General features: G+C 72.3%; 16 protein-coding genes and 1 pseudogene. 10 read left to right on the plus strand and 7 right to left on the minus strand.

The features are described 5' to 3' along the window. Positions 1–75: 75 nt before the first annotated feature. Positions 76–1,656: a glycosyl hydrolase family 28-related protein gene (locus ACIPAE_RS33700; protein ID WP_402450509.1), complete on the plus strand. Its 1,581-nt coding sequence runs from the start codon at positions 76–78 to the stop codon at positions 1,654–1,656. Positions 1,657–1,728: 72 nt separating this feature from the next. Here ACIPAE_RS33700 and ACIPAE_RS33705 read toward each other — a convergent pair whose 3' ends face one another. After that, positions 1,729–3,105, minus strand: coding sequence for an MDR family MFS transporter (locus ACIPAE_RS33705; protein ID WP_402450591.1), 1,377 nt, complete (start codon positions 3,103–3,105; stop codon positions 1,729–1,731). A gap of 97 nt (positions 3,106–3,202) precedes the next feature. Here ACIPAE_RS33705 and ACIPAE_RS33710 point away from each other — a divergent pair, with 97 nt between their 5' ends. Then, positions 3,203–3,961, plus strand: coding sequence for a phosphoglyceromutase (locus ACIPAE_RS33710; protein ID WP_366412530.1), 759 nt, complete (start codon positions 3,203–3,205; stop codon positions 3,959–3,961). A 469-nt stretch (positions 3,962–4,430) separates the two neighbouring features. Here the strand turns inward: ACIPAE_RS33710 and ACIPAE_RS33715 are convergent. Both ACIPAE_RS33715 and phoU read right to left on the minus strand, forming a co-directional pair. Further along, positions 4,431–4,725: pseudogene (locus ACIPAE_RS33715) on the minus strand (alpha/beta hydrolase fold domain-containing protein); the annotation flags it as partial. A gap of 638 nt (positions 4,726–5,363) precedes the next feature. Next, entirely contained in the window at positions 5,364–6,044 is a 681-nt protein-coding gene (gene phoU / locus ACIPAE_RS33720; RefSeq protein ID WP_328467578.1) for a phosphate signaling complex protein PhoU, read from the minus strand. Between the two features lie 235 nt (positions 6,045–6,279). Here phoU and ACIPAE_RS33725 point away from each other — a divergent pair, with 235 nt between their 5' ends. Then, entirely contained in the window at positions 6,280–7,632 is a 1,353-nt protein-coding gene (locus ACIPAE_RS33725) for an ATP-binding protein (protein ID WP_329366180.1), read from the plus strand. After that, entirely contained in the window at positions 7,629–8,309 is a 681-nt protein-coding gene (locus tag ACIPAE_RS33730; protein WP_031525271.1) for a response regulator transcription factor, read from the plus strand. Before ACIPAE_RS33725 ends, ACIPAE_RS33730 begins: the two co-directional genes overlap by 4 nt. Positions 8,310–8,386: 77 nt before the next feature. Here ACIPAE_RS33730 and ACIPAE_RS33735 read toward each other — a convergent pair whose 3' ends face one another. Continuing rightward, positions 8,387–9,085 (minus strand): DUF461 domain-containing protein, encoded by a 699-nt coding sequence (locus ACIPAE_RS33735; protein WP_402450514.1) that lies wholly within the window; start codon positions 9,083–9,085, stop codon positions 8,387–8,389. Positions 9,086–9,548: 463 nt separating this feature from the next. Between ACIPAE_RS33735 and ACIPAE_RS33740 the strand changes: the two genes are divergently transcribed. The 5 genes from ACIPAE_RS33740 (at position 9,549) to rlmB (ending at position 14,136) form a co-directional block, all read left to right on the plus strand. Then, the gene (locus ACIPAE_RS33740) at positions 9,549–10,031 is read left to right on the plus strand and encodes a CarD family transcriptional regulator (RefSeq protein WP_103889522.1); all 483 of its coding nucleotides are present in this window, start codon (positions 9,549–9,551) and stop codon (positions 10,029–10,031) included. A 284-nt stretch (positions 10,032–10,315) separates the two neighbouring features. Beyond that, positions 10,316–11,017: a 2-C-methyl-D-erythritol 4-phosphate cytidylyltransferase gene (gene ispD, locus ACIPAE_RS33745; RefSeq protein WP_328474354.1), complete on the plus strand. Its 702-nt coding sequence runs from the start codon at positions 10,316–10,318 to the stop codon at positions 11,015–11,017. After that, positions 11,007–11,546, plus strand: a complete 540-nt coding sequence (gene ispF / locus ACIPAE_RS33750; RefSeq protein WP_402450515.1) for a 2-C-methyl-D-erythritol 2,4-cyclodiphosphate synthase — start codon at positions 11,007–11,009, stop codon at positions 11,544–11,546. Before ispD ends, ispF begins: the two co-directional genes overlap by 11 nt. 109 nt (positions 11,547–11,655) lie before the next feature. Beyond that, complete coding sequence (gene cysS / locus ACIPAE_RS33755; protein WP_329366174.1) at positions 11,656–13,047, plus strand: cysteine--tRNA ligase; 1,392 nt, start codon at positions 11,656–11,658, stop codon at positions 13,045–13,047. A gap of 126 nt (positions 13,048–13,173) precedes the next feature. Then, positions 13,174–14,136, plus strand: a complete 963-nt coding sequence (gene rlmB, locus ACIPAE_RS33760; protein WP_329366172.1) for a 23S rRNA (guanosine(2251)-2'-O)-methyltransferase RlmB — start codon at positions 13,174–13,176, stop codon at positions 14,134–14,136. 149 nt (positions 14,137–14,285) lie between these two features. On the opposite strand, the gene ACIPAE_RS33765 is transcribed toward rlmB, so the two are convergent. Continuing rightward, complete coding sequence (locus ACIPAE_RS33765) at positions 14,286–15,110, minus strand: sulfotransferase (RefSeq protein WP_329366170.1); 825 nt, start codon at positions 15,108–15,110, stop codon at positions 14,286–14,288. A gap of 308 nt (positions 15,111–15,418) precedes the next feature. On the opposite strand from ACIPAE_RS33765, the gene ACIPAE_RS33770 reads away from it, so the two are divergent. After that, positions 15,419–16,963 carry a DoxX family protein gene (locus ACIPAE_RS33770; RefSeq protein ID WP_402450594.1) on the plus strand — a complete coding sequence of 515 codons (1,545 nt, stop codon included), beginning with the start codon at positions 15,419–15,421 and terminating at the stop codon, positions 16,961–16,963. A 230-nt stretch (positions 16,964–17,193) separates the two neighbouring features. Here ACIPAE_RS33770 and ACIPAE_RS33775 read toward each other — a convergent pair whose 3' ends face one another. Together ACIPAE_RS33775 and ACIPAE_RS33780 are read right to left on the minus strand one after the other, a co-directional pair. Next, positions 17,194–17,979 (minus strand): NDP-sugar synthase, encoded by a 786-nt coding sequence (locus ACIPAE_RS33775; protein WP_402450519.1) that lies wholly within the window; start codon positions 17,977–17,979, stop codon positions 17,194–17,196. Positions 17,980–18,065: 86 nt separating this feature from the next. Next, positions 18,066–18,476 carry a hypothetical protein gene (locus tag ACIPAE_RS33780; protein WP_328467598.1) on the minus strand — a complete coding sequence of 137 codons (411 nt, stop codon included), beginning with the start codon at positions 18,474–18,476 and terminating at the stop codon, positions 18,066–18,068. Positions 18,477–18,742 lie beyond the last annotated feature (266 nt).

The following is an 18,742-nucleotide window of genomic DNA, read 5'->3' on the forward strand; positions in this document are numbered from 1 at the left end:
CATCCCGCGTATCGTACCGGCGGACGCATGAGTGAATCGTATTCAGATTCATGAACTCGGTGGAAGGGCGGGGTCATGGCGGAGCACCCGGGCGGCGGGATGTGGGCGGAGTTCGCGGCGAATCCCTACGCGCACCCGCAGATCCCCTACGTGGCGCAGGCCGGCTGCGCGGACGGTGCCACCGACTTCCCCCGGCGCCAACTCCGGGCGCGCGTCGAGGAGTTCGGTGCGCGGGCGGGCGGCACGGCGGACGCGGCGCCCGCGATCAACCGGGCGCTGCGTGAGGTGGGGGAGTCCGGCGGCGGGGAGGTGCTGCTGGGCCCCGGCACGTACCGGATCGACGACGTGGTGCAGGTCGGCTGGAGCGGCACCACGCTGCGGGGCGCGGGCAGCGGGCGGACCACGCTGTACGCGACCCGCCCGCTGGAGGAGATCGTCGGTGGCTACGGCAGCAGGTACGGCGGCGACAAGTCCAGCTGGTCGTGGGCGGGCGGCCTGGTCTGGATGTGTCCGGCGGCCCGCTACCGCGAGTTGACCGGCGCGATCCGCGAGCGGGACTGGCCGTTCGAGGGCTGGACCGGCAACCGCCGAACGGACTTCGAGCCGCTGGCCCGGGTCACCACGCAGTCCCGGCAGGGCAGTTGGAGCGTGCGGGTGGACGACCCCTCGTCGCTGCGGGCCGGCGACCGGGTCCTGCTCCAGTACGCCGACACCCCGTCCCATGGCCTGCTGCGGCACATGGCCGGCGACGTGCCGGGCGCGGCGGCGTACGACTGGTCGGACAAGACGAAGCTGCTGTCGTACCTGCCGTACGAGTGGCCGGTGCGGATCGTGTCCGTCGACGGGGACGAGATCGGCCTCGACCGGCCGCTGCCGCTGGACACCCGCTCGGAGTGGCAACCGACGTTCACCACCTGCGTGCGGCCGCTGACCGGCTCCGGGGTGGAGGGCCTGACGATCGCGACGGCGGCCGGCGAGCAGGGCCCGCACCTGCGGGACCGGGGCTGGAACGGCCTTGCCGCGCAATGCACTTGGGACTGCTGGGTGGACGATGTGCACGCGGTCGACGTCGACAACGGCTTTCTGATGGTCGCGGCGAAGGCCACCACCTTCCGGCGCACCCGCGTGGCCGGCCGCGGCTGCCACCACGCGTACGCCTGCCGCGAGGGCTCGCACGACAACCTCGTCACCGACTTCGCCGTCGAGCGCCGCACCACCCCGGCCCCGCCCGACGCCCAACTGCACGGCATCAACGTGGAGGGGCTGTCGTCCTACAACGTCTGGGCGGGCGGGCGGATGGAGATGGGGACCTTCGACACCCACCGCGGGCTGCCGTTCGCCTGCGTGCGTACCGACATCAGCTGCGAGAACGACGGCCGGCACGGTGGCGACCTGACCGCGGGGCCGCTCTACGGCGCCCGGTTCACCCACTGGAACATCACCGTCACCAACGGCCGGGCGGGCTGCGTCCGCATCGACGAGGTCGCCCCGCGCAGCGCGACGGTCGCGGTCTCCGAGGTCACCGAGTTCGCCCAGACCGACACCCCCGACTTCGCCGGCCCGCTCGACACCAGGCTCCAGTCCTACGGTGCCCCCGGTCCGGCCGCGGACGTCCCCGCGGATCTGTACCGGGCGCAGCGCGAACTGCTGCGGTGACGGGGGTGCGTGATGGGGGTGCGTGGCGGGGCGGGTGGAGGCGGTGCGAGGGCGGTGCGGAGGCGGGTGCGGTCAGACCGGGTCGAGGTCGTTCCCGGTCGGCGCGACGGGTGTTGGCGTCTGTGCGGCGAGCGGCGCCGCCGGAGCGGGCACCTCCGCGAGAAGCGGCGACGTACGCGTACGGAGCAGGCCGTAGTAGCCCGCGCCCGCCACGGTGCCGACGGCCGCGCATCCCCACCAGACGGCGCCCCGCCCGAGGTGGTCCAGGGTGACGCCGCCCGCGAGCGGCCCGGCGAAGGCGGCGGCGGACCAGGACAGCGAGAACATGCCCTGGTAGCGGCCGCGCGCGGAGGCGGGGGCGAGGTCGGCGACCACCGACATGGACGCGGGGGCGTGCACGATCTCGCCGACCGTCCAGATCACGACGGTCAGCGCGTAGACCGCCACGGACCCGGCGAAGGCGGTGGCCCCGAACCCCCAGGCCATCAGCAGGGACCCCGTGGCCAGCAGGCCGGCCGCGCTGCGCGAACGCAGTGCCCGGGTGAGCGGGATCTGGAGCAGCACGATCACCAGGCCGTTCAGCGCGATCACCAGGCCGTACTGCCGCGCGGAGTAGCCGTCGGCGCCCATGTCGACCGCGAGGGTGGAGGAGCCCTGCTGCATCACCGCGCCGACCAGGAAGGTCAGGCCGACCACGGCCATGAAGCGGCGGTCGCGGGCGACGTCGGCGAGGGTGATCGGGCGCGCGGGGCCGGTGGTGGTGCGCGGATCGCGCTTCCCGGCCGCGGCGGTGCGTGCGGCCCTGCGGCCGGGCGCGGCACCCGACGTGGCGTGCGGCGCGGCACGTGGCGCGGTGCTCGGCGCGGCATTCGGCGCGGCGCTCGGCACGTCGTTCGGCAGCGTCTCCCGGACCTTGGCGAAGACCACCAGCGCACACAGCAGCGTGGTGACCGCGTCGCCGAGGAACAGCCAGAGGTAGCCCTCGGCGGCGACGAAGCCCGCGACGGCCGCCGAGACGCCGAACCCTATGTTGATCGCCCAGTAGTTGAGGGAGAACGCGCGCACCCGGTCCTCCGGCGGCACCAGGTCGGAGATCATCGCGGAGAGCGCGGGGCGGGAGGCGTTGCCGACGAGGCCGAGGAGCGCGGCGACCGCGGCGACGGCGAGCGGTGCGGTGACCAGGCCGAGCACGGCGGTGGCCGCGGCGGCGCCGACCTGCGCGGTGAGCAGGGTGATCCGGCGCCCGATCCGGTCGGCCAGCACCCCGCCGAGCACGGCGCCGCCGGCCCCGCCCAGGCCGTAGAGCGCGGCCACCAGCCCGGCGTACGAAGGGGAGTAGCCGCGCTGCGCCGTCAGGTACAGCGCGAGGAAGGTCGCGACGAAGCCGCCCAGCCGGTTGACCAGGGTGCTTGTCCACAACCACCAGAACTGCCGGGGCAGCCCCGACATGGTCTCCCGCACCGTCGATGTAATAGTCGCTCTCACGATGCGCAGATTACATAGGCCGGTCGCGGGGCGCCACTCGATTTCCATTACGCTCAGAGGCATGGCTGCTGCTGCGTACAAGCTGATCCTGCTCCGCCACGGCGAGAGTGAGTGGAACGCGAAGAACCTCTTCACCGGCTGGGTGGACGTCAACCTCAACGACAAGGGTGAGAAGGAGGCGGTCCGGGGCGGCGAGCTGCTCAAGGACGCCGGCCTGCTCCCCGACGTGCTGCACACCTCCGTACTCAAGCGCGCGATCCGCACCTCCCAGCTCGCCCTGGAGGCGGCCGACCGGCTGTGGGTCCCGGTGCGGCGCTCCTGGCGGCTGAACGAGCGGCACTACGGTGCCCTCCAGGGCAAGGACAAGGCGCAGACCCTCGCGGAGTTCGGCGAGGAGCAGTTCATGCTCTGGCGCCGTTCCTACGACACCCCGCCGCCGGTGCTCGCCGACGGCGCCGAGTACTCCCAGTCCGACGACCCGCGCTACGCCACGATCCCGCCGGAGCTGCGTCCCCGCACCGAGTGCCTCAAGGACGTCGTCGAGCGGATGCTCCCGTACTGGTACGACGGCATCGTGCCCGACCTGCTCACCGGCCGCACCGTGCTCGTGGTCGCCCACGGCAACTCGCTGCGGGCCCTCGTCAAGCACCTCGACGGCATCTCCGACGCCGACATCGCCGGCCTGAACATCCCCACCGGCATCCCCCTCGCCTACGACCTCGACACCGACTTCCGCCCGGTCACCCCCGGCGGCACCTACCTCGACCCCGACGCCGCGGCCGCCGCGATCGAAGCGGTCAAGAACCAGGGCAAGAAGTAGCCCGTCCAGCCCGACCATGCCCCCGACCTGCGGGTTCGTCCGCGGGAAGGGGGCATGCGTGCGTTCGGGGCCGTCTGTGGGCCGTCAGGCGTGGCGGTGCCGGCGACGGACGCGGGGAACCTCCCTTTCCTGAGGCTTGGTTGTGGCGTAGGCAGGGGAGCCAGTAGGCAGGTGCCTGCGCCGGCGTGCGTTCGGGGAGGGGTCTCGCGCGGGTCGGGCGGTGGGGGATGGGATGGGCGAGCGAAGGCGTTGGCGTCTGCTGGTCATTGCGTTGTGCGCCTGGGCTGTTTTCTGTGTCGCCGTGGATCGGTGGGTCTTTGGCGAGTCGTGGCGGCAAGTCGCCTGCATTCCCCTGCTCGTGGCACTTCCGATCCCCGCCGGGGAGTTCAGGCGACGGCGGCAGCGGAAGCGTTGCGCGCCGCCACCGCCGTTGTGAGTTCCCCTGTCGGAGCTGGGTGGCGGGGTGGGGTCAGGCGTGGAGCGCGTCGTGGAGGGTGGTGGCGGCGAGGGTGATCGCGGCCTGGGCGGCGTGGGTTTCGCGGAGGGCGTCGACCATTACGGAGTCGGGGATGATGCCGCTGGTAGCGGACAGTGGTGACCGGTACGCCCGCGGTGCGCAGCACGTCCGCCTTGCCGGTGAGCACCAGGGCCGGGGGCAGGTCGGCCGGTTGCTCGGTGGCGGCCCGCAGTGGCGAGGCGGCGATCTCGGCGCGCTCCGCCTCGCTGGTCGTGTGCTGGCCCCAGATCCACCTCATGCCCTCGCGGGCGACAGCTCACCGCCGACGTGACGGCTGGTTGGCTCCCGCGCGGACGTACGCCGGCGCGGCTGCACCGGCCCGCTGGGCTGCCGGCCCCGGCATGCGCGGGCTCCGCCCGGTCGACCGGGCGGAGCCTGGATACGCGTGCTGGTGGGAGGACCTAGTGGGAGCAGCCGCTGCACTGGCAGGGGCTGCCGGACTGGCAGCCGCAGCCGCAGCCCGAGCCGCAGCCGCAGGCGGCGACCAGGGGGAGCGGGGTGCGCAGGGGGGACGCGTTCTCTGGCGCGGGGCGGTCGCGGTCGCGGACGGGCGGTGGGGTGGGGGACTGCGGCATCGGTGACACCCTCCTCAGGCTTGCCTGACCACCAGTGAACCCCGGCGTGTTCCGGTGTTCAAGGGCGCACGAGCGCATCCCGGGCAGGCGCCGCCGCCGCGCGCGCCCCCCTCCGCCTGGCCGTCGCGCGCGCCCCCCTCCGCCTGGCCGGGGCGCGCCCCACGCCGCCGGCCCCGGGCCGCGACCGTCGACCGGTGACGCGGACCCGGATACCCGGAACCGGCGGCCCTGCCGTGCGCCGCCGCCGGCCCGCAGCCGCTGACCGGCCCGCCGTAGGACGCGCCTCACCGTAAGACGCGCGCCCCCGCCGTTACGCGCCCTCGACCGACGTCGGGGTCGGGCTCAGCTCGTCCGCGTGCTCGCCCGTCACCAGGTAGACCACCCGCTTGGCGACCGAGACCGCGTGGTCGGCGAAGCGCTCGTAGTACCGGCCGACCAGTGTGACGTCGACCGCGGTCTCGATGCCGTGCTTCCAGCGGTCGTCGAGGAGGTGCTGGAAGAGCGTGCGGTGCAACTCGTCCATGCGGTCGTCGTCCGCTTCGAGCTGGAGCGCGTCGTCGACGTCCTTGGTGATGATCACCTCGGCGGCCTTCGCCATCAGCCGCTGCGCGAGCTGGCCCATCTCCAGGATGGTGCTGTGCAGGTCGCGCGGCACGGCCGACTCCGGGAAGCGCAGCCGGGCGAGCTTGGCCACGTGCCGGGCCAGGTCGCCGGAGCGCTCCAGGTCGGCGCTCATCCGCAGGCTCGTCACGACGATCCGCAGATCGGTGGCGACCGGCTGCTGCCGGGCCAGCAGCGTGATCGCGCGGTTCTCCAGCTCGCGCTGGAGGTCGTCGACCTTCTCGTCCGCGGCGATCACGCTCTCCGCGACCTTGAGGTCCGCGTCCAGCATCGCGGTGGTGGCACGGCCGATCGCGGACCCGACCAGCCGGGCCATCTCGACCAGCCCGTCACCGATCGAGTCAAGCTCCTCGTGGTATGCGTCCCGCATCGCTTTCCTTCCGTACAGGCCGAGGGCACACATGCCGTGGCCGAAACGTGTGCTCAGAAACTGTGCTCAAAAGAGAGGCTTCTCCTCCACGCTCACACGCTGATGGGTGTACGCGTACCGATCGCGCCTCGCAGATGAATCAGGACCTTCCTCAAGGTGAACTCTTGGCAACGTACATCCGAGAGCTCGCTCCCGGGGTTGTAAAGCAATTGAGCAGGCCACCTAACCTGTAGGTGTGGACGTGAACGCGGCAGTAGCCGCCGCCAGCGCGATAGCCGGTCTCCTGACCGGCGCCAGCGCCGTACTCGCGTTCCGGTGGAGCGAGCGGGAACAGGCCCGGCCCACCCGCAAAGCGCAACGGACCGACAACATGACCGCTGTACTACCGCCGGGCGTGGACACCGTCCTGTCCGTGCTCCGTTCCTCCGCCGTCGTCCTCGACGAAGGCGACACCGTGGTCAAGGCCAGCTCGGCGGCGTACGCCCTCGGGCTGGTCCGCGGCGGCCGGCTGGCCGTCGACCAGATGCTCCAGATGGCCCGCGAGACCCGCAGGGACGGTGAGATACGCCAGGTCGAGCTGGACCTGCCACGCCGCGGTGCCGGGCGGGGCGAGGGGCTGGCGGTCTCCGCCCGGGTCGCCCCGCTGGGCTCCCGGCTGGTGCTGCTGCTGGTGGAGGACCTGACCGAGGCCCGCCGGATCGAGGCGGTGCGCCGCGACTTCGTGGCGAATGTCAGCCACGAGCTGAAGACCCCGGTCGGCGCCCTCTCGCTGCTCTCCGAAGCGGTGATGGACGCGTCCGACGACCCCGAGGCGGTCAACCGCTTCGCCGGCCGCATGCAGATCGAGGCCACCCGGCTGACCAGCCTGGTGCAGGAGATCATCGACCTGTCCCGGGTCCAGGACGACGACGCCCTCGTCGACGCCGAGCCGGTCGCCGTGGACGACCTCGTCGCCGAGGCCGTCGACCGCTGCCGGCAGCCCGCCAACTCCAAGCAGATCACCATGGCCACCGGCACCACCCCCGATCTCTTCATCTGGGGCAACCGGGGCCAGCTCGCCGCCGCCCTCGGCAATCTCGTCGAGAACGCCGTCAACTACAGTCCGGCCCGCACCCGGGTCGGCATCGCCGGCCGCCGGATCAGCGCGGCCGGCGGGGATCTGATCGAGATCTCCGTGACCGACCAGGGCATCGGCATCTCCGAGCGGGACCGCGAACGGGTCTTCGAGCGCTTCTACCGGGTCGACCCGGCGCGCTCGCGGGCCACCGGCGGCACCGGTCTCGGACTGTCCATCGTCAAACACGTGGCTGCCTCGCACGGCGGGGAGGTCACGGTGTGGAGCGCCGAGGGACAGGGCTCCACCTTCACGCTGCGCCTGCCCGAGGCAGCCCGCGGCCGTCCCCCGGAACCGGGCTCCGGATCGGACCGATCCGACCGCTCCGACCTGCCCCACCAGCCGGAACGGTCCCACCCGTCCGCCCGTTCCGACCCGGACGAGCAGTACGACGACGCCGTCGACGAGCCGACGGACGACAAGCTCTTCCAGACCCTCCCCGAACACATCCCCGCCCCGGAGGTCCTCCCGTGACCCGCGTACTCGTCGTAGAGGACGAAGAGTCCTTCAGCGACGCGCTGTCGTACATGCTCCGCAAGGAGGGCTTCGAGGTCGCGATCTCCGCGACCGGGCCCGACGCGCTGGACGAGTTCGAGCGCAACGGCGCCGACCTGGTACTGCTCGACCTGATGCTGCCGGGCCTGCCCGGCACCGAGGTCTGCCGCCAGCTTCGGCTCAAGTCCAATGTCCCGGTGATCATGGTGACCGCCAAGGACAGCGAGATCGACAAGGTGGTCGGCCTGGAAATAGGTGCCGACGACTATGTGACCAAGCCCTTCTCCTCCCGGGAGCTGGTCGCCCGTATCCGTGCGGTGCTGCGCCGCCGGGGCGAGCCGGAGGAGATCTCGCCGGCCGCCCTGGAGGCCGGTCCGGTCCGGATGGACGTGGACCGGCACGTGGTCACCGTCGGCGGCGGCAAGGTGGACCTCCCGCTGAAGGAGTTCGACCTGCTGGAGATGCTGCTGCGCAACGCCGGGCGCGTGCTCACCCGGATGCAGCTCATCGACCGGGTCTGGGGCGCGGACTACGTCGGCGACACCAAGACCCTCGACGTCCACGTCAAGCGACTGCGGGCGAAGATCGAGCCGGACCCGGGCGCGCCGCGCTACCTGGTGACGGTCCGCGGCCTCGGGTACAAGTTCGAGCCGTAGGCCGGCCCGGCGCGCCGCGAACGGTAAGGGGCTCGACACCTGGTGTCGAGCCCCTTACGTCGTCTACCTGCGCGTGCCTACGCCTTGGGCGTCTCCGTGCCGGTCGGCGTGCCCGTCGACGTGCTCGACGAGGTGCCGGACGTCTTGTCCGAGGACTTGCCGGACGACTTGCCTGACGTCTTGTCCGAGGTCTTGCCGGAGGTCTTGTCGGACGACCCGGGCGAGCCGGTCGGCGTGGAACCCGTCGTCGGCGTCGTCGGCGCGGTCGTCGTGGGCAGCGAACCCGGCCCGTACGGCGCGAAGTAACTGCTCGCCGGCGTCACGTTGACTTCCATCTTCACCGCGCCGGACGAGCTGAAGGAGAAGACCGCGTTCTGGACGTCGCCGTCGCGCAGCGCCTCGTTCCGCCCGGGCAGGACCGCCGCGGGGTTGCCCTTGCCGCCGATCAGCACGCTGCCGTGCGCCGGCACGCTGATCGTCGACCCGCCGTGCGCGCCCTTGAGCGTGGCCATCGTGGTCCCGCCGATCTGCACGGACTGCAGGCTCTGGGCGGAGGAGCCGTTGTTGAACAGGCGGGCGGTGAGGGTCGCCGGTCCGCTCGGGTCGGTGAGCACGAAGGCGTTCTGCACCTTCACGTTCCCCGTCGACCCCGAGTCGCTGTCCGGGTGAACCTCCAGCGTCGCCGCGTCGTTGCCGGCCGAACAGGCGGCGGCGAGAGGCGCGAGCGAGAGCGCGAGTACGGCGGCGAGAGCGCCGCGACGGATGCTGCGGACCACGGCGGCGGCATCTCCTTGGGCAGGGTACGGAAGATCTTCCAGCGGCCTTACATTACCGACGCCACGCCCTCGGCCGCGCACCGGCCCCGCCATTAGGGCGCGTTGATTACCGGCGCGCCCCAAGATCGGTCACGGGGCCTTTTCCATGATCGGGCAAAATTCGATCTTCGGACGGCCGGTAACCGGCCACCGGCCCGAACGGCGTAGCGATGGTGCACTCCAGTGGAAGCGACAAATCGGGACGTATCGCCCGTTGTTCGGGGCCGTTCGGGGCTGTAACGGGTACGTTTCGGGCCCGGCGTATACCGGCTCCGACCTGCGAATACCCCGTCGCGGGCGCCCCCTCCAGCACGTTCCGGGGGCGGTTGTCAAGCCCCGAGATATGCCCTGACCTGCGGAAACGCCATTCAGAAGACGCCGTTCCCGTGTTACCCTGGATAGCCACGGAAGGGGTACCTGTCACATGACGTTCAAGGTTGGCGACACCGTGGTCTATCCCCATCACGGGGCCGCGCTGATCGAAGCGATCGAAATTCGCCAGATCAAAGGCGTGGACAAGACCTACTTGGTGCTCAAGGTCGCCCAGGGCGACTTGACGGTACGCGTGCCCGCGGACAATGCGGAGTTCGTCGGCGTACGCGACGTGGTCGGTCAGGACGGTTTGGACCGGGTCTTCGAGGTGCTGCGCGCGCCGTACACCGAGGAGCCCACCAACTGGTCCCGCCGCTACAAGGCAAATCTGGAGAAGCTCGCGTCCGGCGACGTCATCAAGGTCGCGGAGGTCGTGCGCGACTTGTGGCGGCGCGAGCGCGAGCGCGGCCTGTCGGCGGGTGAGAAGCGCATGCTCGCCAAGGCGCGACAGATCCTGGTCAGCGAACTCGCACTGGCCGAGAACACCAACGAGGACAAGGCCGAGACGCTGCTCGACGAGGTCCTCGCGTCGTAAGACCGTCCCTTTTCGGACGTTCTCGTGTCGCGTCCTTGCCGGTGTGAGACCCCACGCCGCCCCATGTGACGTACCGACTTACGCAGACGCACCCCCGGCCACCCCCGGGGGACCTGCCGCGGCACCCGGTTGAGCAGGATGACCGGGTGCTGCGGCATGCTGATGCCACGGCATGCCCCTCGTGCCGGGCGAGCGAAGGTCCTCCGGAGGTCACGGAAGGGGTCCGGAGGAACACCGCGCCAGGCACTCTGAGTGCGATACCCATCTGACACAAGGACACAAACCTGCGTACCGCCGCTGTCATTCCCGCCGCCGGACGTGGCGTCCGGCTCGGCCCCGGCGCGCCCAAGGCGCTGCGCACCCTTGGCGGGGTGCCGATCCTCGTCCACGCGGTCCGCGCGATGGCCGCGGCCCGGGCCGTCCAGGTCATTGTCGTGGTCGCCCCGCCCGACGGCGCGGCCGAGGTCAGGGCGCTGCTCGACGCCCACGAACTGCCCGAGGCGACCGCCGTCACCGTCGTCCCCGGCGGCGAGTCCCGGCAGGACTCGGTACGGCTCGGCCTGGCCGCGCTGCCCGACGACGTCGACGTGGTGCTGGTCCACGACGCGGCCCGCCCGCTGGTGCCGGTGGAGACCGTCGAGGGCGTGGTCGAGGCGGTGCGCGCCGGCGCGCCGGCCGTCGTCCCCGGCCTCCCGCTCGCCGACACCGTCAAGAGCGTGGAACCGGAGACCGGCGCGGTCACCGGCACCCCGCAGCGCGCTCTGCTGCGCGCCGTGCAGACCCCGCAGGGCTTCGACCGGGCCGTACTCGCCAAGGCGCACGCCACCGTCACCCAGGACGTCACGGACGACGCGAGCATGGTCGAGCAGCTCGGCGTGCCGGTCCGGGTGGTGCCCGGACACGAAGAGGCGTTCAAGGTGACCCGTCCGCTGGACCTCGTGCTCGCCGAGGCCGTACTCGCCCGCAGGAGGGCCCATGGCCACTGAGGAGCACAGCACAGGACCGTACGACGGCGGGCTGCCGGGGCTGCCGCAGGTCGGCATCGGCACCGACATCCACGCCTTCGAGGAGGGCCGTGAGCTGTGGTGCGCGGGCCTGAAGTGGGAGGGCGAGGGGACCGGCCTCGCCGGGCACTCCGACGCCGACGTGGTCGCGCACGCCGCGTGCAACGCGCTGTTCTCCGCGGCCGGGCTCGGCGACCTCGGCGCGCACTTCGGCACCGGGCGGCCCGAGTGGGCGGGGGCGTCGGGGCTGACGCTCCTCGCCGAGGCCGCCCGGATCGTCCGGGACGCGGGGTTCGTGGTCGGGAACGTGGCCGTCCAGGTGGTCGGGCAGCGGCCCAAGATCGGGAAGCGGCGCGACGAGGCGCAGCGGGTACTGGCCACCGCCGTGGGGGCGCCGGTCTTCGTCAGCGCCGCCACCACGGACGGGCTGGGCTTCACCGGCCGCGGTGAAGGGCTCGCCGCGATCGCCACGGCGCTGGTGGTACGGACCGCGCGCACGACCGCGTCCTGACGGTTCCCGGACCGTCCGTGCGGGGCCGGCCGGCCGTGGTGTGTCGAGGAGATGTCAGGATCGGGCAGAGGGGGCGGGCCGCTCACGTGGAGCCACTACCCTTGTCCCCGTGACTATTCGCCTGTACGACACCAACGCGCGCCAGGTTCGTGATTTCGCCCCGCTCACGCCGGGCCGCGTCTCGATCTACCTGTGTGGCGCCACCGTGCAGGCGGCCCCGCACATCGGCCATATCCGGTCCGGTCTGAACTTCGACATCATGCGCCGGTGGTTCGGCTACCGCGGCTACGAAGTGACCTTCGTGCGCAACGTGACGGACATCGACGACAAGATCATCAGGAAGGCGGCCGAGCAGGACCGCCCCTGGTGGGCGATCGGGTACGAGAACGAGCGCGCCTTCACCAGTGGTTACGACGCGCTCGGCTGCCTCCCGCCGACGTACGAGCCGCGGGCCACCGGCCACGTGCCGGAGATGATCGCGATGATGCGCGGCCTGATCGAGCGCGGCCACGCCTACGAGGCCGACGGGAACGTCTACTTCGACGTGCGCTCGTTCCCCGACTACCTGGAGCTGTCCAACCAGGAGCTGGACAACCTGCGGCAGCCGGAGGGCGACGGCGAGACCGGCAAGCGCGACCAGCGGGACTTCGCGATGTGGAAGGCCGCCAAGCCCGGCGAGCCGTCGTGGGAGACCCCGTGGGGCCGCGGCCGGCCCGGCTGGCACCTGGAGTGCTCGGCGATGGCCCACAAGTACCTGGGCCGCGTCTTCGACATCCACGGCGGCGGCATCGACCTGATCTTCCCGCACCACGAGAACGAGATCGCCCAGGCGAAGGCGTACGGCGACGAGTTCGCCCGGTACTGGGTGCACAACGCGTGGGTCACCATGAGCGGCGAGAAGATGAGCAAGTCGCTCGGCAACTCGGTGCTGGTCTCCGAGATGGTGCGGCGCTGGCGGCCGATCGTGCTGCGCTACTACCTGGGCACCCCGCACTACCGCTCGATGATCGAGTACAGCGAGGAGGCCCTGCGCGAGGCCGAGTCGGCGTTCGCCCGGATCGAGGGCTTCGCGCAGCGCGTGGTGGAGAAGGCGGGTGTGGTCGAGCCGGCCGCCGAGGTCCCGCCGGCCTTCGCCGAGGCGATGGACGACGACATGGGCGTCCCGCAGGCGCTGGCCGTGGTGCACACCACGGTCCGGCAGGGCAACAGCGCGCTCACCGCCGACGACAAGGAGACGGCGGTCGCGCGTCTGGCCGAGGTCCGTGCGATGCTCGGAGTACTGGGTCTCGACCCTCTCGACCCGCACTGGAGCGGCTCCGAGGGCGGCGACGACCTGCACGGCGTCGTCGACTCCCTGGTGCAGCTGGTCCTGGAGCAGCGGCAGTCCGCGCGGTCCCGCAAGGACTACGGCACCGCCGACGCCATCCGCGACCAGCTCGTCCAGGCGGGTCTGGAGATCGAGGACACCCCGACCGGCTCGCGCTGGACGCTCAGGGGCTGACCTCGGCGACCGGCCCGCAGGGGCCGGTCTTCCGGGGGTTGGCCTCCGGGGTCGGCCTCCGGTGTTCACCGGCTCGCGGGACCCGTGGAGCTTTGCAGCGTTCGACCGAAGAAGTGAGAGTGTCCCATGGCCGGGAACAGCCAGCGCAGGAACCGCCGTACGTCCAACAAGAAGGGCGCCACGGTCGGCAGTGGCGGGCAGCGCCGCAAGGCCCTCGAGGGCAAGGGCCCCACGCCGCCGGCCGAGGTGCGCAAGGGGCACAAGAAGAACCGGGTCGCCAACGCGCAGGCCCGCAGGACCGTCTCGTCGCAGTCCCGCCGGCCCTCGGGCCGCGGTGCCAAGTCGACCTCGGAGATGGTGGTCGGGCGCAACCCGGTGGTCGAGGCGCTGCGCGCCGACATCCCCGCGACGGCCGTCTACGTCCAGCAGTACATCGAGAACGACGAACGGGTGCGCGAGGCCGTGACGCTCGCCACCGACCGCGGGGTGCCGCTGCTGGAGGCGCCGCGGCCGGAGCTCGACCGGATCACCGCGGGGCTGAACCACCAGGGGCTGGTGCTCCAGATCCCGCCCTACGAGTACGCCCACCCCGAGGACCTGGTGGCGTCCGCCGCCGGCCGCGGCGAGGACCCGCTGATCGTGGCGCTCGACGGCGTCACCGACCCGCGCAACCTCGGCGCCGTGGTGCGCTCGGTCGCCGCGTTCGGCGGGCACGGCGTGGTGGTGCCCGAGCGGCGCGCGGCGGGTATGACCGCGGGCGCCTGGAAGACCTCCGCGGGCACCGCCGCCCGGGTGCCGGTGGCCCGTGCCACCAACCTCACCCGCACCCTTGAGGCGTACCAGAAGGCCGGGCTGACCGTGGTCGGGCTGGCCGCCGACGGGGAACTGGAACTCCAGGACCTGGAACTGCTGGACGGCCCGGTGGTCGTGGTGGCCGGCAGCGAGGGCAAGGGGCTGTCCCGGCTGGTCGGCGAGACGTGCGACGTGCGGGTGCGGATTCCGATGCCGGGCGGCGCCGAGTCGCTCAACGCGGGTGTCGCGGCCGGCGTGGTGCTGTACGAGGCGTCCCGCCGCCGCGCGTCACGCTGACGCCGCCAGGGGAGCACGGGGTGAACGGAGTGCCAGCGGGGTACGGGTGCGGGGTGCCAGGGGTGTAAGGGGCGCCAGGGGTGTAAGGGCTGCCGCCCAGGCGCGGCGCCCTTACCGGCCGGGCGAACCCGGGGCGGCCCACCGGGTTCCTAGCAGGGGTACTCCCACTTGCGGGTGATCGCGCGCAGCGGCTCCGGGACGTCCTCCGGGCTCGGCAGCGGGCGCGGTGCCTGGACCCGCCCCGACTTGATCTTGTCGCTCCAGTCGCCCATCGCGACCTGGAACGGACCGTGGTCCTGGCGCCCGTAACGCACCATCTTCGGCGTCCAGTCGACGCCCAGGAACGTACACAGCCGGCGGCACTCCGCCTCGGGGTCGGCGGTCAGGTCCTCGTAGCGGACGGTGAGGCCGTCGAGCGCGCCGCGGGCGGCGTCGACCTGCTCGACGTAGCGCCGGATGTGCCGGACCGTCCAGTCGATGCCCTTGTCCGGCCGGGAGTCCATCTGGGAGGCGACCACCGAGGCGGGGTGGCGCAGCAGGAAGATGAACCGGGCCCGGGGCCACGCCTCGTGCAGCCGCTGCCACTGGTCGGCGTTGCCCGGCGTCTTGTCGACGATGACCTTCTTCTCGCTGCGCACCAGCTCGCGGTGGAGCACCCGGTCCCACAGCAGGTGCTCCAACTCCCGCTGGTCCAGGTCGAGCAGGCCCATCGCCTTCTCGGTGTAGGGCTCGGCGTAGGTCAGGGTGAGGGTGCGCAGGTGCATCTCGTGCGGGGCGCGGACGTCGGGATGGCTGTTGAGCAGCACCCGCAGCAGCGTGGAGCCCGAGCGGATCGAGGAGATGACGAACACCGGGTCGGGCACCAGGCGGGTCGCCTCGGGCCCGAGCACCGGGGGAGGCGCGGTGATCACCCGCCGGGCCTTGAGGCGGACCCGCCGGGCGAGCCGGCGCACTCGGGGGTCGTGCAGGATCATCGCACCGCTCCTGGACCGGGACTTGGGCTGACCACCGCATCCTGCTGGCGGTTTCTTGGTGCCGCCTTGGTGACACCATGGGAGGGGGATGAGATTTCGGTGAGATCCGCCGACGGGTGGAACGGATCGGCCGGTTCCTCCCTCGGGGTCCGACGGCCCGAGGGCTCGACGGGTCCGCGGCGCGGGTGGTCTGACGGGGGACCGTCAGGCAGTGTCCTAAACGACCGTCACTCGGTTAGATGAGTGTGGACACCAGAACACCCCGCACCTCCACGGGGGGAGGGGCGCCCGGGTTTGATGAGCGCGTGATGACCATGGCACGGGTGCCGAGCGATCCCGCCCAGGTCATCGTCAACCACGCGAGCTTCCGGGTGCAGCTCGGCGCCGCCTCGACCCGCGCCCTCGGCGTCGCGGACACGGTACGGATGCCGTCCGCGCGTCGCGGCAAGCCCGTTGTGTGGTCCGGCCACACCTCGCCCGAGTTGACGCAGGCGGTGCGCCGGCAGGCCGGCGCCGCGGCCGGTCCGGGGAGCTCCGGAGCCGCGACGCAGGTGCTGCCGCGGATCGACGACACGTCCGTACTGCCTGCCGCGGCTCCCACGGTGATCGGCCAACGCGCCCCCTTCGACGAGCCGTTGATCGGCAGGAGCGGTCGCGGTTACGACGACGACGGTTACGACGACCGCGACGGCGACGGGCCCGACAGCGGCGACCGCGGCCGCGCGCGCGGGCGCCGCGGTGACGCGGTCAGGCACGCGTACTACCCGCACCGGCGGATGAACCTCGGCATCGTGCTGCTGCCGCTGCGGGTCTTCCTCGGCTTCGTGTCGATCTACGCGGGCATGGGAAAGCTGTGCGACCGGGTCTACTTCGACGGCGGCCACCGCGGCTCGATGGTCAAGTGGCTCTCCTCGCTGCACCCTTGGGGCGCCGCCGAGCCGCTGCGCGACGCCGCGCTCAACCACCCGGTGGGCGCGGGCCTGTCCATCGCCTTCCTGCAGGTCGTGGTGGGCGTGCTCACCGTCTTCGGTCTCTGGCAGCGGATCGCCGCGGCGTTCGGTGCCGCCGTGTCGATCGCCCTGCTGGTCACGGTGAGCTGGCGGACCGTCCCGGTCTACGACGCGCCCGACTTCATCTACCTGGCCGCCTGGAGCCCGCTGGTGATCGCCGGTGCCCCGGTCTACTCGATCGACGGCCACCTCGCGAGCGACGCCTGGCGCCGGCTCGGTCCCCGCGTCACCCTGTGGGACCTGCGCCGCCGCGTGCTGCGCAGGGGCGCCGTGCTCGCCACGGTCACCATCGGCCTGACGCTGCTGGTCGGTTCGGTGCTGGGCGCGGCCGTCCGCTCCAGCAGCACGGAGCACGGCCACTCCGGCCCCGCGTCGACTCCCGTGAACAACCTGCCCGGTTCGCCGCTGCCCGAGGTCTCCGGCGGTGACAGCGACGGGGGTTCGACCGGTGCCTCGGCCGACCCGACGCGGTCGTCCGGCGCCGGCAAGCACGGGAAGGGCGGCGCCGACGGGGCGCAGCCCGGCGCGGAGCCGAGCCACACGCACTCGTCGGTCGGCAGCACCGCGCCGCAGAGCACCCACACCACCATCGGTACGGGAGGCGGCTCCACGGGGTCCGGCACCGGTACCGGGTCCGGGTCCGGCGGCTCGTCCGGGGGCTCCTCCGGCAGTTCCCCGGTGACGCACGCGCCGCCGCCCGCCGAGACGCAGGCTCCGCCGCCGCCCGCACCGCCGGCGAAGCCCTCGCAGGGCGCGATCGGCGGGCTGCTCGGCAGCGGGCCGCTGCTGGGTCTTTCGGCGGGGCCCGCGGGCCACTCGGAAGCCCCGCAGAACATGGCCTGACCGTCTGGCACACCGCGCAGGGGCGCCCCCTTTCGAAGGGGGCGCCCCTGCGCGTTCGTTCTGCCTGCCGCGAGGGGGGAGGGGCGGCCTGGGCCGGCTCCGCGGAACGGGCCCTGAGGACGCCTTCCGGGGTGCGGGGCTCCGGGATGGCCGTGGGAGGGCCCTGGCGCGGTCCCGACGCGGCTCTGGAAGGGCCCTGGGACGGCTGCCGGGGTGCGGCGCCAGGGACATCACCCCTGGTGCGAACCCAGCTCCTTGGCGGCCTCGTTGAGGTCCTTGGCGGTGTCGATGGCCCGCCAGTACGCACCGTGGGGGATCGGGAACCCGGCGAGCCGGCGTTCGCGGGCGAGCCGGGGGAAGGTGGTCCGCTCGTGGTCCCCGAGGTCGGGCAGCATCGCGGTGAACTCGGGCGCGAAGACGTACACACCGGCGTTGATCAGGTAAGGCGACGGGGGCGCCTCGATGAAGTCCAGCACCTGCCCGAACTCGTTGGTCTCCACGGCGCCCCAGGGGATACGGGGGCGGGCCAGCGCGAGCGTCGCGACGGCGCCGCGCTCCTCGTGGAACTCGGCCATCTCGTGCAGCGGGAAGCGGGTCCAGATGTCGCCGTTGGTGGCGTACCAGGACTCGTCGGGGCGGGGCAGCGAGGCGGCCGCGTACTTCAACCCGCCGCCGCGGCCCAGCGGTTCGCGTTCGATGACGGTGGTGACGTTGAGCGGGAGCGGGGTCCCGTCCAGCCACTCCTGCAGTACCTCGGCGAGGTGGCCGCAGGAGATCACGGCGTCCGTGACGCCTTCCGCGGCCAGCCAGGCCAGTTGGTGGCCGATGATCGGCGTCCCGGTGCCGGGGATCTCCACCATCGGCTTGGGCCGGTCGTCGGTGTACGGCCGCAGCCGTGACCCCTGGCCGCCGGCGAGCAGTACCGCCTGGGTGACCGGGGTGGAAGCTCCGCCACCGGTGTCCCGGGCGGCGGTGGATGAGGCGGTGGTACGGGGTCGTTGGTCGGCGCGCTTCATGGAGCGCACCCTATGCGACGAGGGGCGTACGGCCCGTGTGGTGCGGGCCGTACGCCTGTCCGCGTGCCGTCAGGGCGGGGGACCGTTCAGCCGACGGACGCCACGCCCGTCGCGAACGAGGTGTCGCACACCGGTCGCGACCACGCCTGGGCGCGGTGGGCGGCACCGTCGTACTTGGCGACGGCCGCGCGGCCCAGCGAGCGGGCGATGTCGACGCAGTAGCGCGCCAGGCTGGGCTGCTTGGCCATGGCCACCTGGAGGTCGGTCAGGGCGGCGCCCGGGTCCTTCTCCTGGAGTTCGGCCAGCAGTTTCTGGCGCAGCGCCTCCTGGGGCGCGAGGGCCGCTTGCTTCTTCGACGACGCCGCGGTCAGCACCTGTCCGTCCGAGGACGAACCGGCCCACGGCACGCGGGTGACGGCGAGCGTCCCCGACAGCACGAGGACGACCGGAAGAACGAGCGCGAATGTCTTGCCGAGACGGCGAGCTACCTGGTTCACGCATCGGATCGTAGCGACTGGTGATGATTTGGCGACATTTAGTCACTCTGACGAGGGAGGTGAAACAGGGCAGGCGCAGTCACCGTGTTGACGAACCCACCCGAAAGGCCGGATTTGCGGATTTATGTCGGGTGGTGGGGCGGGCCGGGGTGAACGGTGCCGAGCGGAGCGGGCATACGCATACGGCGGCGGGGGGGGGGGCCCCCCCCCGGCGGAACCCCCCCCCCCCCCCCCCACCCCAAGCACCGACCAGGGGGCACCCGATC

The sequence above is a fragment of the Streptomyces sp. NPDC087270 genome (assembly GCF_044744625.1).
In the GTDB taxonomy this organism is placed as follows: Bacteria; Actinomycetota; Actinomycetes; order Streptomycetales; family Streptomycetaceae; genus Actinacidiphila.